At 38.1% G+C, this 15,243-nt stretch carries 10 protein-coding genes; 8 read left to right on the top strand and 2 right to left on the bottom strand.

What is annotated here, in order from left to right; all coding sequences use genetic code 11:
- Positions 1-99: 99 nt before the first annotated feature.
- Positions 100-525: an MAPEG family protein gene (locus OCI93_RS11100; RefSeq protein WP_261592964.1), complete on the bottom strand. Its 426-nt coding sequence runs from the start codon at positions 523-525 to the stop codon at positions 100-102.
- Between the two features lie 102 nt (positions 526-627).
- On the opposite strand from OCI93_RS11100, the gene OCI93_RS11095 reads away from it, so the two are divergent.
- From OCI93_RS11095 to ccoG, 3 genes are all read left to right on the top strand, one after another.
- Positions 628-1,590 carry a GlxA family transcriptional regulator gene (locus OCI93_RS11095; protein ID WP_261626420.1) on the top strand — a complete coding sequence of 321 codons (963 nt, stop codon included), beginning with the start codon at positions 628-630 and terminating at the stop codon, positions 1,588-1,590.
- A 60-nt stretch (positions 1,591-1,650) separates the two neighbouring features.
- The gene (locus OCI93_RS11090; protein WP_261592966.1) at positions 1,651-3,087 is read left to right on the top strand and encodes a sigma-54 interaction domain-containing protein; all 1,437 of its coding nucleotides are present in this window, start codon (positions 1,651-1,653) and stop codon (positions 3,085-3,087) included.
- Between the two features lie 150 nt (positions 3,088-3,237).
- Positions 3,238-4,620, top strand: coding sequence for a cytochrome c oxidase accessory protein CcoG (ccoG, locus tag OCI93_RS11085; protein ID WP_261592967.1), 1,383 nt, complete (start codon positions 3,238-3,240; stop codon positions 4,618-4,620).
- A 1-nt stretch (position 4,621) separates the two neighbouring features.
- Here ccoG and OCI93_RS11080 read toward each other — a convergent pair whose 3' ends face one another.
- Positions 4,622-5,521 carry a hypothetical protein gene (locus OCI93_RS11080; protein WP_261592968.1) on the bottom strand — a complete coding sequence of 300 codons (900 nt, stop codon included), beginning with the start codon at positions 5,519-5,521 and terminating at the stop codon, positions 4,622-4,624.
- A 239-nt stretch (positions 5,522-5,760) separates the two neighbouring features.
- Here OCI93_RS11080 and OCI93_RS11075 point away from each other — a divergent pair, with 239 nt between their 5' ends.
- The 5 genes from OCI93_RS11075 to OCI93_RS11055 all read left to right on the top strand — a co-directional run bounded on the left by OCI93_RS11075 (position 5,761) and on the right by OCI93_RS11055 (position 14,703).
- Positions 5,761-6,354 (top strand): hypothetical protein, encoded by a 594-nt coding sequence (locus tag OCI93_RS11075; RefSeq protein ID WP_261592969.1) that lies wholly within the window; start codon positions 5,761-5,763, stop codon positions 6,352-6,354.
- Positions 6,355-6,377: 23 nt separating this feature from the next.
- Entirely contained in the window at positions 6,378-7,334 is a 957-nt protein-coding gene (locus OCI93_RS11070) for an acetoacetate decarboxylase (RefSeq protein ID WP_261592970.1), read from the top strand.
- Positions 7,335-7,357: 23 nt separating this feature from the next.
- Positions 7,358-9,601 carry an NAD(P)-binding protein gene (locus tag OCI93_RS11065; protein WP_261626419.1) on the top strand — a complete coding sequence of 748 codons (2,244 nt, stop codon included), beginning with the start codon at positions 7,358-7,360 and terminating at the stop codon, positions 9,599-9,601.
- Positions 9,602-9,699: 98 nt separating this feature from the next.
- Complete coding sequence (locus OCI93_RS11060; protein ID WP_261592972.1) at positions 9,700-11,937, top strand: TonB-dependent receptor; 2,238 nt, start codon at positions 9,700-9,702, stop codon at positions 11,935-11,937.
- 69 nt (positions 11,938-12,006) lie between these two features.
- Positions 12,007-14,703 carry an ATP-binding protein gene (locus tag OCI93_RS11055; protein ID WP_410007630.1) on the top strand — a complete coding sequence of 899 codons (2,697 nt, stop codon included), beginning with the start codon at positions 12,007-12,009 and terminating at the stop codon, positions 14,701-14,703.
- The last annotated feature ends 540 nt before the right edge of the window (positions 14,704-15,243 follow it).

The following is a 15,243-nucleotide window of genomic DNA, read 5'->3' as shown; positions in this document are numbered from 1 at the left end:
GACATAATACGGAGCAAGACTTTAATTTTATCATTGTTTAATGTTGGTCTAAAAGCCCTTTTAAAAGTAGTTATCGCCATCTTGTTCAAGTATTTATCTTTAAAAGAGCAATATGTCATTTAAACATGTGTACAAATAACCAAACCAAGCAATAAAAAAGCAGGCAGACGCAAGTGCAAATGAAAGAGTTCTAAGAAGTAGGTTTTTGCACAAGATATGCTCAATGCAATGCCAATATCTTGCGAGCACAAAAAAAGTGCTAATGACATACCAAAAGTGGCCTTCAATATTTTGCTGGCTTAGCAAACAAAGCAGCACTATGAATAAAGTTGACTGCTGGAATTGATTGTCGTAGCTGTTACCTACCAGCATCGCCGTCTTAGGAAAGTGAGATTTTTCAATAAATTGAATATCACTAACAGATACTTTTTTTTGTTTAAATGCAGCAATTCTTAGTCCCATGGTTAATAGCCATAATAAACACATCTGTGTAATTAAAAAGATGATTGGATAGTGAATCCACATAATGCAGTACCTCTATTTAAGTTAGTATTTAAAATTACTTTACCTTAGATCTGGTAAACATTAACGTGTCATAAATGACATTATTAAAGGTAAAACTGACATATGTATGACGTGGCGATAATTTGTCCTAATAACGCACTTGCGACCGGCATTACAGGTGTTATCGATATACTGAATGTTGCAAATACCTTGGCAGGGAAACAGATATTTAGTTGGCAACTAGTTGGTATAGAGGAGCGTAAAGTATTCACCAGCCAGGGGTTAGTTCTTCCATGTGATAAAATATTAGCTGAACTTGATAGGGTCGATGTTATGTTGTGGGTAGGTAGCCAGTTTCAAGGGCCACAGAGCCTGTGGCAATCATGTCAGGCTTATAAACCTTTTAAAGCACACATAGTACAACTTAGTGAGCAAAGTGAGCATGTAATTGCAACTTGCACTGCTGTGAGTTATTTGGCTACCAGTGGATTTTTAGATGACTATAAAGTGACTAGCAGCTGGTGGCTTAAGTCATTTTATCAACGTTACTTTGCCCAATTAAACGTTAGCCAAGAAAAGATATTCTTACGAGATGGTAAAGTATTAACTTCTGGCGCTGCACAATGTTACTTTTCGATGATGGTGTACTTTGTTGAACAAACATGTGGGGCAGCACTTGCCGACGAGTTATCTTCGTGGTTAGCCATTCCACAATTATTGACGTCTCAACAGTCATATATGCAAATAGGTGCATTTGAAATGCACCGAGATGAAAGATTGCTATCACTACAAAATTACATCAAAAAGAACTTGTCAGATGCATTGACTTTAGACACGCTCGCTCAGCAGATTAATCTCAGTGAGCGTACTTTGATAAGGCGATTTCAAAAGCAAGTGGGCTTATCACCAACACAATATGTAAGATTAGCTCGACTTGAATATGCAAAACGCTTACTACGCACTACTAGAATGAGCGTTAATGAAGTTGCTTGGCAGGTCGGTTATCAAGATGTTGGATCGTTTAAGCGAGTATTCAAAGCGCAATATGGCAAAACAATTATTGCGTATCGCCAGCACTTTAGTTAGGGCTTATTTATATGGGAAACTTTTGTGCTATAGTGCTCGTGATATTTCACGAGGTGCACAATGGCAAATAGAGTTAATCATTTTTTAGGTGATACTGAGCTGTTACTTAATGCTGTAGGTGAAGGAATATACGGGTTTGATTTATCAGGGAATGCGGTGTTTGTGAACCCTGCGGCTGAACGGATGACAGGGTGGCATGCAGATGAGTTACTTGGTAAAAAAATTCATCAGTACCACCACCATAGTCATGCTGATGGCACTCCTTACCCCGCTGATCAATGCCAAATTTACTGTACCATGTTTGATGGTAAACAGCGCCATGTAAAGAACGAGGTGTTTTGGCGTAAAGATGGTAGTAGTTTTGCTGTTGAATATACCTCTACACCAGTTTATCGAGATGGTTTACTAATTGGTGCAGTTGCGGTGTTTAGAGATATCTCCAAACAGCAAGAGACAGAAAAAGCATTACGACTAGCTTTGGATAAAGTGCAATCATTGAGTGAGCAGTTACAAGATGAAAATGCTTATCTTCTGTCGGAGCTTAATGAAGACTGGCAAGATTCAGGGCTGGTGGGAAGTAGTCATATATTTAAGACCATGTTGTCGCAACTTGAACTCGTTAGTCAAACCATCAGTACCGTCTTAATTTTGGGGGAAAATGGCACGGGAAAAGAGCTAGTAGCAAGGAATTTACACCGACTGAGTGGTAGGAACAAACAACCCTTTGTAAAAGTAAATTGCGCTGCATTTACAGCCAGTTTATTAGAGTCTGAACTTTTTGGTCACGAGAAGGGCGCTTTTACGGGGGCGAATGAGCGGCGCAAAGGTCGCTTTGAATTGGCAAACAAAGGTACTTTGTTTTTAGATGAAATAGGTGAGTTACCATTAGAGGCACAAAGTAAGTTACTGAGAGTGCTGCAAGAACAAGAATTTGAGCGAGTAGGTGGAAGCCAAACTATTTCAGTCGATATTCGTATTATTGCTGCCACTAATAGAGAGCTTTGGCAGATGGTTAAGCAAGGTGGTTTTCGTATGGACCTGTATTATAGACTGAACGTATTTCCTATTAGAGTACCAGCTCTGAAAGAGCGCAAAGAAGATATCCCCTTGCTCAGTGCAAATATAATTAAACAACTTAACAAGCGTTTAGGTAAACAGTTTGAAGGAGTTTCCAATACGGCGTTAGCGCAATTTAAGAGGTATGATTGGCCTGGAAATATTCGAGAATTGCAAAACATACTTGAGCGAGAGGCTATTTTAAGTAATGCACGTTTATTGCAGCTTTCAGCTCCTTTATCTGCTATTGAGGTGAGCAGTCAAGTTATTGATGAGCAAGATTTAACGTTAGATAACGCATTGCGAAAACACATTTTGTTAGTGCTATCACAATGTCATTGGCAGATTGCAGGAGAGGGAGGGGCTGCCACTAAACTTGGTTTGAACGAAAGCACCCTGCGCTCAAAGATGAAAAAATTAGGAATTAAAAAAGATTCGTGATATTTAACGTTGATGCGCGAAATATCACGACCTTGTTAGTTGTATTTTTTAAAAATCATTAAATATCATAGAGTTAAATTAACTTTCAGAATGGTCTGAAAGTTGCAAACTTACTTGCATCTTATTGACGAAAATGCAAGTAGACACATTATGAAGTTTGACTTTAAAGAAGAAGATTTAATTATTAAGCCCTTTAAGCAAGACGGGCCAATTTATATTCGAGAACAAAAAGGGTATTTTCAACAGATCAGACGTTATTTGAGTTGGCTGCTAATGACGATGTTTATTGGATTACCTTGGGTAAGTTATCAAGGTAGCCAAGCAATATTATTTGATGTGGCGCGCCAGCAATTTCGAATATTCGGAATCACATTTTTACCACAAGATTTTATGGTTTTAGCTGGTGTTTTCATGGCAGGTGCGTTTGCACTGTTTTTTGTTACTAACTGGTTGGGTCGTGTTTGGTGTGGTTTTATGTGTCCGCAAACCATATGGATGCTGATGTTTACATGGGTTGAACATCGAATAGAAGGCACTCGTAATCAACGAATTAAACAGGACAAAGCGCCTTGGGACTTTACTAAAATTCAAAAAAAGATAACCAAGCATACCATTTGGCTATTCATGTCGTTATTTACGGCAACTTCTTTTATGGCTTATTTTGTACCAGTTCATACGTTATATACGCAAATGCTCAGTTTTCAATGGTCTGGCCTGGTGAGCTTTTGGGTATTTCTATTTGCTTTATGTACTTATGGTAATGCTGGATTTTTGAGAGAGAAAATGTGCACAGTTGCTTGTCCATATTCTCGTTTTCAGTCGGTGATGTTTGATAAAGATACCTTGCTTGTGAGCTACGATGCAGAGCGTGGTGAACAGCGAGGGCGTAGGAAGCGTAAAGATAGTCCTCGCGAGCTTGGGTTAGGGGATTGTGTTGACTGTAATTTGTGTGTAGATGTGTGTCCGGCTGGTATTGATATACGCAATGGTTTGCAATATGAGTGTATAAATTGTGGTTTATGTATAGACGCTTGTAATGACACAATGGATAAATTTGGATATGAACGTGGTTTAATAAGTTATCAAAGTGAGCGGCAGCAAGCTGGAGAACAAGCAAAGAAGATTAGAATTAAGTTAGTAGGTTACGCGACTTTAACTGCTTTGATTTTGGCTATTATGGCGACTTGGTTGATGAACCGAATGCCGCTTGAGGTATCGGTAATAAGAGATAGAAACGCACTATATCGTGTCAATTATGAAGGCGTCGTGGAAAACCCGTATACATTAAGTGTAATCAACAAAACACAGCAGCAACTGCATTATGCCATTAGTTTTAAAGGACTTGATGGTGCTGTCGTTACTACGCCCACAGACATTAAAATTGATGGTGGTGAAATGTTATTGATCCCAATAACAGTGACAATAGAAAGTGCAAAACTTGCTAAGAAAGTGCAGCAGGTGACATTTGTAGTTAGCGCTCTTGAGGATGCAGGTATTTCTCTAGAGAAGCAAAGTTACTTTTATAGTAATTAGTTTATCCCTCAGGGGCTGTTAAATCAATATGCGTGAGTTTGCTTGTTAATGTAGGCTGCAATTCAGTGGGTAGCCAATATAACATGGTATCGCTAAATCGGCGTTGAGATTTTATGGCTTTTAAAGCGATGTTCAAATCTGCAATTGCCAGCTTTGTTTTGGGGGTTTTGGTACAACCAACATACCCCCTTGAAATACCCTGTGTTTCTTTGATGGTTAATTGGGTTAAGCGATAGTTATCGTCTAACAACTGCTTCAAGTGATAATGCTCGCTAGGGTAACCCAAGACTAAATCAACGCGATTTTTTAATAACATACCCGTTAACCCAATGAGTGGATCTTTGCCCGGGCGAGAGACGAGTAGGTCTGAAGAGACTGAATTGATAATATTATCAAGTGTAGTTCCAAAAGAGCGGTTGGCAGATACGCCAAGCATAAGTTGGTGGCGACTCATTAAGTCACGAATTGAGACCTGTTGCCCCGGTTCCAAACCTAGCCTTTTTAACGTGTGGCGCCTCACTGCAATTGAAGGTGATAATCCAATAGTCGAGCTTTCAAGAGTGTAGCTAATGTGTTTTGCTCTTTTTGCCGTCTTAAATAGCGATACCATACAGTAAGCATTGTTAGGGCTTGAAAGCTCATGAATCGCTCTGCTTGCTGGCAAGGTTACAAACTCAAACTTGTAGGTAGGCATGACTCTTTTTAGTAGGCTAATTACGCGCTCATCTCTACCTAAACCTTTTTTTGCACCTTCTAATATATAATACGGTGCAAAGTCGATATAAATCCACGTGATAGTTTTTGCGCTGATACCACTGGACCATAGGAGAATAAAGGGAATACAAATTCGCAGCATTAGTTTACCTGACTGTTCACTTAGGTCTAAGTGTAGCAAACTCATAAAAATTAGAGCTTGTTAGAATGTAAATAATCACTCTTTTATATTTTACAAATTAAGTCCGCCTGCTAGATTTAAACAGTCAACCCCATAAGCAGGTTCAGCCTACAAACCTCATTGCCAATGGAAATGCACTACGGTTAGGTATGTAACAGTTGATATACTGCATAGTAACCAATTGATATAATAAAGGGTTGGCCTACATAGTATGAGCACTACCACTTATAAAAAGGATGGAAATTATGGTAACGCTAATTATCAGTGATATTTTTGGACATACGGCCAATTTAGACGCCTTTGCGAATGAACTCAGTGATGAGGTTGTGATTTGCTCTCCTTATCGAGTTAAGCAATCAGTTAGGCAAAAAACTGAAGGTGAGATTTATGAGCAATTTAAAAATACAATCGGCCATGATGGCTACATGGCTAAAGTTGAAAAAGCGATTGGCACCCACCAACCAGATTTGATCATTGCTTTTAGTGCCGGCGCTGTCGCTGCATGGCGCGCTATTGCAAACATGCCGCATACGTTACCTAACAAGCTAATTGGTTTTTACCCCGGTCAAATAAGAAACTACCTTCATGTACAACCCAAATGCTTCGTTGATTTGTTATTTCCTCATCAAGAATCACATTTTGAATTAACACCCGTTATTAATACACTCAAGAAAATGTCCTGGGTTAATTGTACCCGTACTAGATATAACCATGGGTTTATGAATGCTTTGTCGAATCAGTTCAACAAATATGCATACCTTCACTATACTCATTTTTGTGAGCAACAAATTGTGACACTTCAACAGACGCTTGATCAGGAGCAGATTGAAGTGGATTAACTGTAAACACTAAGGAAGATACGATGAGCGAAGAGCAATATGGGAAGTACCAACACTTTTTTGGTAACCCAATAGCAAAACCCCCTTGTAGAATGATTAACGCAATGATGTATGGATTTTTTATCAAAGGCACATATGTTTGTATTCAAAGTTATGTTGATCAGACACTCAATAGTGTTTCAAATAGTGAGTTTAGTTTTAAAGCTCTGTCATCGTATTGCTTACTTACTTTTACAGATATCGAAAATATAGCATCGAAGGTTGAGCCTTTTAGAAGTTATGGCTGGATGCAAGAAACGGATATTATTATTTGGTTACCGATTGCTCAAATTGATAATACAACACTGAAAATGACGCACCTTTATTGGTATCCAGCTTTTATTACAGTAAATAATATTAACGCGCTCGTAAATGGCCGAGAGACATGGGGTTACAACAAGTACCAGTGCCGCTATGAAATGCCTAGTTCATACAAGCAAGCTGATCATTTTTCGGTGAGCTTAGAGACTTTTAATCCATTTTCCCCAGATACAAAAATGGCGTGGCATGATCTGTTAACAATAGATAGGTTTTCAGATGGTGATAACTGGTTTGAAGAACTGTTTGAAATAGGACATGAAGTTGCTGATCTTCTTCACTCTAGTTGTGATGAAATTAATATTAGTGCTGAGTTATTAAAACAATTTTTATCTGGCTTTACCCACCCTCAAATGGATCAAATTTTGTTTAAACAATTTCCAGATGGTTTTGCTGAAAATGCGGTTTACAAAGCGGTTGTTCATTCACCATCAGAAATAAAGCAGATACATAAAATGGGCTTTATGAAGGATGAATTTAAGGTGATTATAAATCGTTTAGACGCTTTTCCGCTTAATGATATGTTTGGGATTGATATTGGTGAGCATATAGCAAAACTCCCTTACTATGTTTGCATGAACTTTGATCAAGACGGTGCCTACGAAATTGTAAGTGGTGCGTGAGCTTAACTACAAGGAATTGGGTTATGAGTCAAGAAAAAATAGCGATACTTGGTGGTGGTGTATCTGCAATGACTGCTGCTGTTTATTTAACAGATCAACAGAATTGGCAGCAAAAATACGATATTACTATTTATCAATTAGGCTGGCGATTGGGTGGTAAAGGAGCCAGCGGTAGAAATTCACAAATAGGTGAGCGAATTGAAGAGCATGGGCTACATGTTTGGTTTGGTTCTTATGTAAACTCATTTCGTGCCATTGAAAATGTGTATAATAATTTAAATCGGCCAAGTAATATGCCACTTAGTTCATGGGAAGATGCGTTTAAACCTCACAGCTTTGTGGTGCTTCAAGAATATATAGATAATGCATGGGAAACTTGGCCAATAGATTTCCCTGTGCTTGATGGAAACCCAGCCGATGCAACGTTAGATTTACACTTTTGGCAGCTAATTGAAATGGCTGTTGCTTGGCTTAGAAAGTTTATTGGAACTTTAGAAGAAGAAGTTTCTAAACATAATAAAATAACCAAGCTTCAGACAACAAAACGAAGAGATAGAAGTTTACTTCAACATTTAGCATCACAGGTAAGTCAAGCTTTTGATGATGTTGAAGATGAAGTGGAAGATTTTTTTCAAAGCACACATGATGAGCTGAGGGAGATTTGGTCTACGCCTTCAATACTTAGCCAACAGTTACAAAGGCTCGTTAACTTAAGATCAGCCGATAAAGATTTAAGTAATGCAAAAGACCGTTTAGTTGTATGGTATTTAGTGCGTAAATTGAAGCGCTGGCTAAATAGCGAAGCTGTCGAGTTATTAGATGATAATCCCAATATTCGCCGTGCATATATCTGTGCAGATCTTGGTATAGCTGTATTGATAGGTCTGATAAAAGACAGAGTATTTGCTAAAGGTTTTGGTTCAATTAATAACATAGACTTTAAAGCATGGCTTAAAAAAAATGGTGCTAATAAAGAGTACACTGTTGAGTCAGCCCCTGTTAGAGGTTTTTATGATCTAGTTTTTGGCTTCGTCGACGGTAATTTTGAAGAAGGTGATGTAGAGGCTGGAGTTGCAACACTCGCGATGCTTCGTTTAATGCTTTGCTATCGTGGCGGCGTCATGTGGAAAATGCAAGCTGGCATGGGAGATGTGATTTTTGCACCTATATATGAGTTGTTAAAAAGCAGGGGAGTTAAATTTGAGTTTTTTAGCGAAGTTGATTCTTTGCTCCCTAGTGTTGACCAAAATGGTAAGCATGTTGTGGAACAAATCAACATTACTCAGCAGGTAACGTTAAAAGATGGATCGTACCAACCATTTGTATTTGTTAAAGGGTTACCATGTTGGCCAAGTAGTCCATTATTAGATCAAGTCGTACCTGAGCAAGCGAATGAAATTAAGCAGCATAATATTAATCTAGAGTCATTTTGGTCTGATTGGCCAAGCGTGTATCAAAATACCTTCGGTCAGCCTTTACCTACAAAGTCATTACAAAGAGGCGTTGACTTTGACAAGGTAATATTTGGTATTTCTGTGGCCTCATTAGTTCATCTATGCCCTGAACTCTTGCAGCTTGATAATAAACTCAACGATCAAGCTAAAAAAGTAAAAACCGTAGCAACTCAAGCGTTTCAGGTATGGTTAAATAAAACTGACGAGCAGCTTGGGTTTAACTATTCTCCGCCAAGTGAAGAGCGACCTATTTTAAGTGGGTTCTCACAGCCGTTTGATACTTGGGCAGCGATGTCAAATTTGATTCATGTTGAAGATTGGCCGAGTAATGGACCAAAAAACATTGCTTATTTTTGCAGTGCATTTGGTTGCGCTGATTATCCCCCTCGTACTGATCATAACTTTCCGATTGAGCAAAAAGCGCAAGTTAAAGCTAATGCTCTAAATAAACTGCAGACCGAAATGCAATCGTTATGGCCAAGTGCTTATGATCAACAACAGTTTGATTGGTCAGTGTTATTTGCACCAGGAAATAATATGGATGAACAGCGTTTTGATAGTCAATATTGGCGTGTAAACGTAGACCCGAGTGAGCGTTATGTACTGTCTGTTACTGGTAGTAGTCAGTATAGATTATCAACGGGTGGCAGTATATTTACCAATTTATATTTGACCGGTGACTGGATTCAAACAGGTGTTAACGCAGGGTGTGTTGAAGCGGCAGTTATGGCTGGAATGCAAACTTCTCGTGCAATATGTGGTATTCCTGCAAGTATCAGTGGTGAAGATGGTTTTGAGCCAGATGGTGCATAGAGAATTAAGTTTGTACCCCTTAGAATTTTGGTGGAGGATCTGCTAATGAGCTATACTTTTTTCACTAACTTAATGAAATGTAATAAAAGAGTAAGGATATGAAACAGACCCTCTCACTAACCCTTGTATATATTGCAGTATTCGGGGCTTTGTCTCAGCCTGTTATTGCATCAGATGATCAAGCCATTGAAATAATAGAAGTCTATGCGCAAAAAAGAGCCCAGTCACTTGATGAAGTAAGCATTGCAGTCACACCAATTAGTGGGGCGAATATAAGCCGCTCTGCTGTTAAAGATACCACTGAGTTGGGTGCCTTTGTCACTAATATGAAGATAAGCCAAAATGCGGCAGAAGGTACTCCACCTGCAATAAATATCCGAGGCGTTGGGTTACTTGATTACAACACTGCCAATACTTCACCGGTGGCAATGTATGTTGATGGTGCTTCCGTTGGTTCGGCCAATAATCAATTAGTGAATTTTTTCGATATTGAGCAAGTAGAAATACTAAAGGGCCCTCAAGGTACGCTATTTGGTCGAAATAGCACCGGTGGTGCGGTGTTAATAAGAAGTAAACGTCCTGATGCAGGTACATATGGCGAAGTAAAAGTTGGGATTGGTAGTGATGATAGGCAAAAAGTGCAAGGTTTTTATAATGCCAGTATTAATAATGAATCGGCTTTACGGTTTGCAGTTAATCATGTGAAATACGATTACACTTCATATAATCTGCACCCTACAGCTCCCGAAGCGCATATGGAGCAATCAGACCTTAGATTAAGTTATTTTGCGCAGTGGGATGAGCTAAGTGTTTACTTAAAAGCAAATTACAGCCACTGGAGTGGTATTGTTCAACCTGTTGGTAATATTGGTGTTAAAAACCCAAATACGGGGGCTGTATGTACCCCAAACGAAGCTATGACTGGTCGCTGTGTAGATAACTTTGGTTTTAATGATGGCAGTGACGATTTTTGGGCTGTAAATGTTAATAATGATTCACCCCATCATAGTATTGGCAAAGGCTGGACGGCAGAGGTAGAGTATCAACTTAATGACAAGGCACAGCTTGTGTGGATAAACGCCTTTAGTCGATTGGACAGAGAACATGCATTTAATTGCGATGGCTCTCCGGTTAATACATGTGAGGGAAACTTAGGCCTTAAAGCTGAGCTGTTAAATAACGAAGTTCGTTATCAAAGTGAATACGCAAATGGTTACTTAACATCTGGCATATTTCAGTTAGAAGAACGACTCTATCAGGATAATTATAATGATATTCTTAGGGATCTTCGAGGTACGGTCAACGGTGCAAATTCGGTGACTTTTTTTTATGACAATATAATACGAAACAAAGTACTGGCCATATTTGCACAATATGAATGGCAATGGCGCACTGATACAACCGTCACATTTGGTTTAAGATATAGTGATGAGTCAGTAGATTATGACTCTGTTGCTCGTATTAATGCCGTCGTAGACCCTAGTGACTTGAATGGTGCTATGTTACCTTTTTATGACCTAGATGGTGATAATGATGATAGTGGTTGGTCAGGTCGTTTTGCGCTTAATCATCAATTAGATAAAAATAAATTACTTTATTATAGTTTTGCTAATGGTACTAAAAGTGGCGGCTACAATGGTGGTCTATTATCGAGCGCCGAGCAGGCTAAACAAGCAGATTATGGAACCGAAAGTTTAAACGCCCATGAAATTGGCGCAAAACTAACCTTCTCAGATAGTAGGGTAAGGTTAAACTCTGCGTTATTTTATTATGATTATCAGGATCAGCAGGTCTTTATGAACCAGCCATCAGAAACTCCTGGAGTCGTGCCTTTACAGTTATTGGAGAATGTTGGTGCATCTAAAATATATGGTGCTGAATCAGACTTATATTATGATATCAACAAACACATCGACGTACAGGTTGGCCTTGGCTATATTCCTCACGCTGAATTTGAAGAGTTTGTAGACCCAGTTGGCGTGTCGCTGACTGATAACCGCTTACCATTTACGTCAAAATTTAACGTTAATGCTCAGGTTTCTTTCGCTCAGTACATCGAATTTGGAACGCTTACTACAACGTTAGGTGTAGATTATCAATCAGAGTATTACTTTGATCAGTTGCAAAATGATTATGCGAAGCAAGACGGTTATGCATTGTGGCGTTTTAATTCACTGCTTGATATGGGGCAATGGCAAGCCAATATTTGGGCAAAAAATTTATTTGATAAAGAATATAGTAACTTGAAGTTCGATTTAAGAAATTTTTTAGGTATGCTGCAAGACTTCAAAGGAGAAGGCCGAAGAGTTGGTCTCGATATTCGTTATCGATTCTAATGATAAAAGAGAAACGGATAAAAGTGTAGCTGTGCTTTTAATTTAAGCATATTAAAATCAAGGTATTATATGTGTTCAATGATACGACAAATTATCATACTTTCTGTGTTTGTGTTTTCAAACTACAGCTTTGCTGATGTTTTTGAGTATTCACTGGACAAACAAGGTGTTAATTTACACGATCATGCTCGGTTATTAATTTCGACCGAAAACGAAAGATTTCCTGATAATTTTCAGTCAGTCAGTAGTTGGGCCGATAATATGAAACCATTGTCCGCAAGGGCACTATTTTCTGGTCGTTATTGGCTCGTAACTCAAATAACCAATAAATCTAGTCTTGAAGAGCTGGTTTTGTACCCGTATAACACTGTTCTAGATAGTATTGAAACTAGAATTTACAGTGAGAATGGCGCAGTGCAACGTTATTTCTCTGGAGGAAAAAACCCTAATGAGTTTGCTTTTCATTATGGGAATATCGTCGAGCTTAAACCCAATCAAACATACTATTTGGTTACCGCTTTTGAGAGTGAATTCTTTTATACACCTACCAAGTTGGTGATCAAACCAGTTAAAGACTTTAACCAACTAGTTATTAAAGAAAACTTATTAATGACGCTTTGTTTTAGTGTCGGCATTATACTAGGCTTATATAACTTATTGATTTATATTGGTTCAAAAGATGCTACACATTTATACTTTGCACTATTTGCTGCAGTATGGGTATTTAGCTGGAGTCATTTTTTCCACATATCGGATCAATTATTTGGGTTTTATTCTGCGCACCTTCATTGGCTGGGATTTTCTTTAGCGCCAATAACTAACATTCTTTTTTATAACAGTTTACTCAAACTCAAAGAAGAACATCCAGGCCTTTCAGTTACCTCTATTTGGCTTGGTATTATTTCTGCTTTGGGTTTACCATTTTGCATTTTATTTCCTGGATTCGGCTTTCTTTGGGCTACGGTTATGACTGGTAGTGCATTGTGCTTAGGTATGTATGTTGGCTTTTTGAGAATGCTAGAAGGTTTTAAACCTGCAAGATATTTTGTGTTGGCATATATCGCAATGATGGTACCTAACATGATTGGTAATTTGACTAATTTAGGTATCTTACCTCCATCAACTTTAAACCTCTATCTACTTGGTCTTGTCGGTACTGCATTAGATGCAATGCTATTGGCATTCGCTGTGGCTGATAAATTTCGCTTAACCAGTGAAGAAAATATTGAGCTTAATAAAAACCTTGAAACAAAAGTGTTAAAACGCACTTATGAGCTTGAACAATTAGCATCACAACTAAGGGATGCAAGTGAATCGAAAAGTCGATTTTTAGCGAATATGAGTCATGAGATAAGAACCCCAATGACTTCTATTATTGGTTATGCAGATGGCATAATTTTGGGTGATATTAAACCTCAAGAAAGAAATCATGCAATCAGTGTTATTTTACAAAACTCAAGACATGTTTTAGGTCTGATAAATGATATTTTAGATATGTCGAAAATAGAAGCAAATAGACTTGAAATTGAATTGATGGAATCCGATTTGTTTAAATCTATTGCACATGTTGAATCTTTACTAGGGAAACAAATTAGAGATAAGGGGCTTGAATTTGATCTAAATTATCATTTCCCATTGCCAGATTACATTATTATTGATCCAACTCGATTGAGGCAAATTCTCTTAAACTTGACTTCAAATGCATTGAAATTTACTTCAGTTGGTAAAATATCTATTGCTGTATCTTGTTCAGAAGATGTGCTAAAAATCTCTGTTACTGATACGGGTATAGGCATGACATCAACGGAGCAAAAAGAGTTATTTAATGCATTTTATCAGGCCGATTCTTCCACATCACGTAAATATGGGGGAACTGGTCTTGGGTTAAATATATCAAAAAATTTGGCAAACAAACTAAATGGTGACATATCTGTCGCAAGTGAGGTTGGTTCAGGCACTATATTTACTTTAACTTTAGGGCTGTTTACAACGGATAAAACGAGGTGGATTAACAGTTTTGATGATGTATCAGTGAGCAAAAGTACAGATGATACTATTGCCCAGAATACGAGTGAACAGCTTAAAGGTGACGTATTACTTGCTGAAGACCATAGTGATAATAGTAAATTAATTCAGCGTATTTTGGAGAGAATGGGGCTCAATGTTACTGCCGTTGAGAACGGGCAGTTAGCTGTTCAAGCGGTGCTTGAAGATGAATTTGATTTGATTCTAATGGATATACAGATGCCTGTTATGGATGGAGAGCAAGCGCTTAACTTTATTCAAGCAACGGGGTGTACAGCTCCCATTTTGGCTTTGACCGCAAATACTATGCAACATGAAGTTGATAGATACTTAAAGCTTGGCTTTACCGATCATTTAGCAAAACCAATTGATAGAAATGAATTTAGTAAAAAGATTAGTCATTACCTACATATCTTAGTAGAGGATGATATTGATATTCCTAATGACGAATTTGAACAACTCAAGAGTCAATATATATCTGGTTTATATGAGCAAAAAGTTCAAATCCAAAATCAAATGAAATACCATGATATGGAAGGCTTAGGTAAGTCAATTCACGCTATTAAAGGGACCGCGGGAATGTTTGAATGTAATGAAATACAAAGCATAGCAACTTGCTTAGATGGATTACTTAAAGAGCACGGTCGCGAGAATGATATTCAGACTCATATTGATGAGTTGATACATGCAATGGAGCAAGCTATATTGACGGCTGAGCATGATAAAATTGCAGCAAACTAAATTTTACTTTTAGACAGAAACCTACAATGGCTTGTTTTTTGTAATTTTTATCAAAGAGTTGCGAACTTCTTTAATTAAACCGGACACTTTAATAATGGAATATAATCCAATTGTTGAGGTGTTAAATGACAAAACGACCAACCAGAAATTACACAGCAGAGTTTAAGCAAGAAGCTGTGGCATTAGTAACCGAGTAAGGTTACAGCGTACCCACAGCAGCCGCGTCTTTAGGCATTACAGATAAGTTACTTTACAACTGGCAAGCTAAGTTTGAAACTGAGCAGTCTGGAGTCTGGAGTCTGGAGTCTGCTTGAATGCGGATGAGCGAGTTGAGTTGTTAAGGCTACGCAAGGAGAGTAAAGAACTCAGGATGGAAAAAGAGATCTTAAAAAAGGCCAGTGCCCTCCTGCTCAAGGAAACCAAGTAACGTTTAAAACCATTAAGAAGCTATCTTGCGTATTTCCAGTGAGTAAGCTTTGTAAAGTGATAAATTTAGTTATGAATATGATATGAGGCACTGTAATGGCAGCGCCTAGATAA

The sequence above is a fragment of the Pseudoalteromonas holothuriae genome, assembly GCF_945859825.1.
In the GTDB taxonomy this organism is placed as follows: Bacteria; Pseudomonadota; Gammaproteobacteria; order Enterobacterales; family Alteromonadaceae; genus Pseudoalteromonas; species Pseudoalteromonas holothuriae.
This window is presented reverse-complemented; position numbering and strand designations above follow the sequence as displayed.

Coding starts and splice junctions, on each gene's coding strand:
- OCI93_RS11100 (WP_261592964.1), bottom strand. CDS start 525: ATGTGGATTCACTATCCAATCATCTTTTTAATTACACAGATGTGTTTA.
- ccoG (WP_261592967.1), top strand. CDS start 3,238: ATGAAGTTTGACTTTAAAGAAGAAGATTTAATTATTAAGCCCTTTAAG.
- OCI93_RS11070 (WP_261592970.1), top strand. CDS start 6,378: ATGAGCGAAGAGCAATATGGGAAGTACCAACACTTTTTTGGTAACCCA.
- OCI93_RS11060 (WP_261592972.1), top strand. CDS start 9,700: ATGAAACAGACCCTCTCACTAACCCTTGTATATATTGCAGTATTCGGG.
- OCI93_RS11090 (WP_261592966.1), top strand. CDS start 1,651: ATGGCAAATAGAGTTAATCATTTTTTAGGTGATACTGAGCTGTTACTT.
- OCI93_RS11095 (WP_261626420.1), top strand. CDS start 628: ATGTATGACGTGGCGATAATTTGTCCTAATAACGCACTTGCGACCGGC.
- OCI93_RS11065 (WP_261626419.1), top strand. CDS start 7,358: ATGAGTCAAGAAAAAATAGCGATACTTGGTGGTGGTGTATCTGCAATG.
- OCI93_RS11080 (WP_261592968.1), bottom strand. CDS start 5,521: ATGAGTTTGCTACACTTAGACCTAAGTGAACAGTCAGGTAAACTAATG.
- OCI93_RS11055 (WP_410007630.1), top strand. CDS start 12,007: ATGTGTTCAATGATACGACAAATTATCATACTTTCTGTGTTTGTGTTT.
- OCI93_RS11075 (WP_261592969.1), top strand. CDS start 5,761: ATGGTAACGCTAATTATCAGTGATATTTTTGGACATACGGCCAATTTA.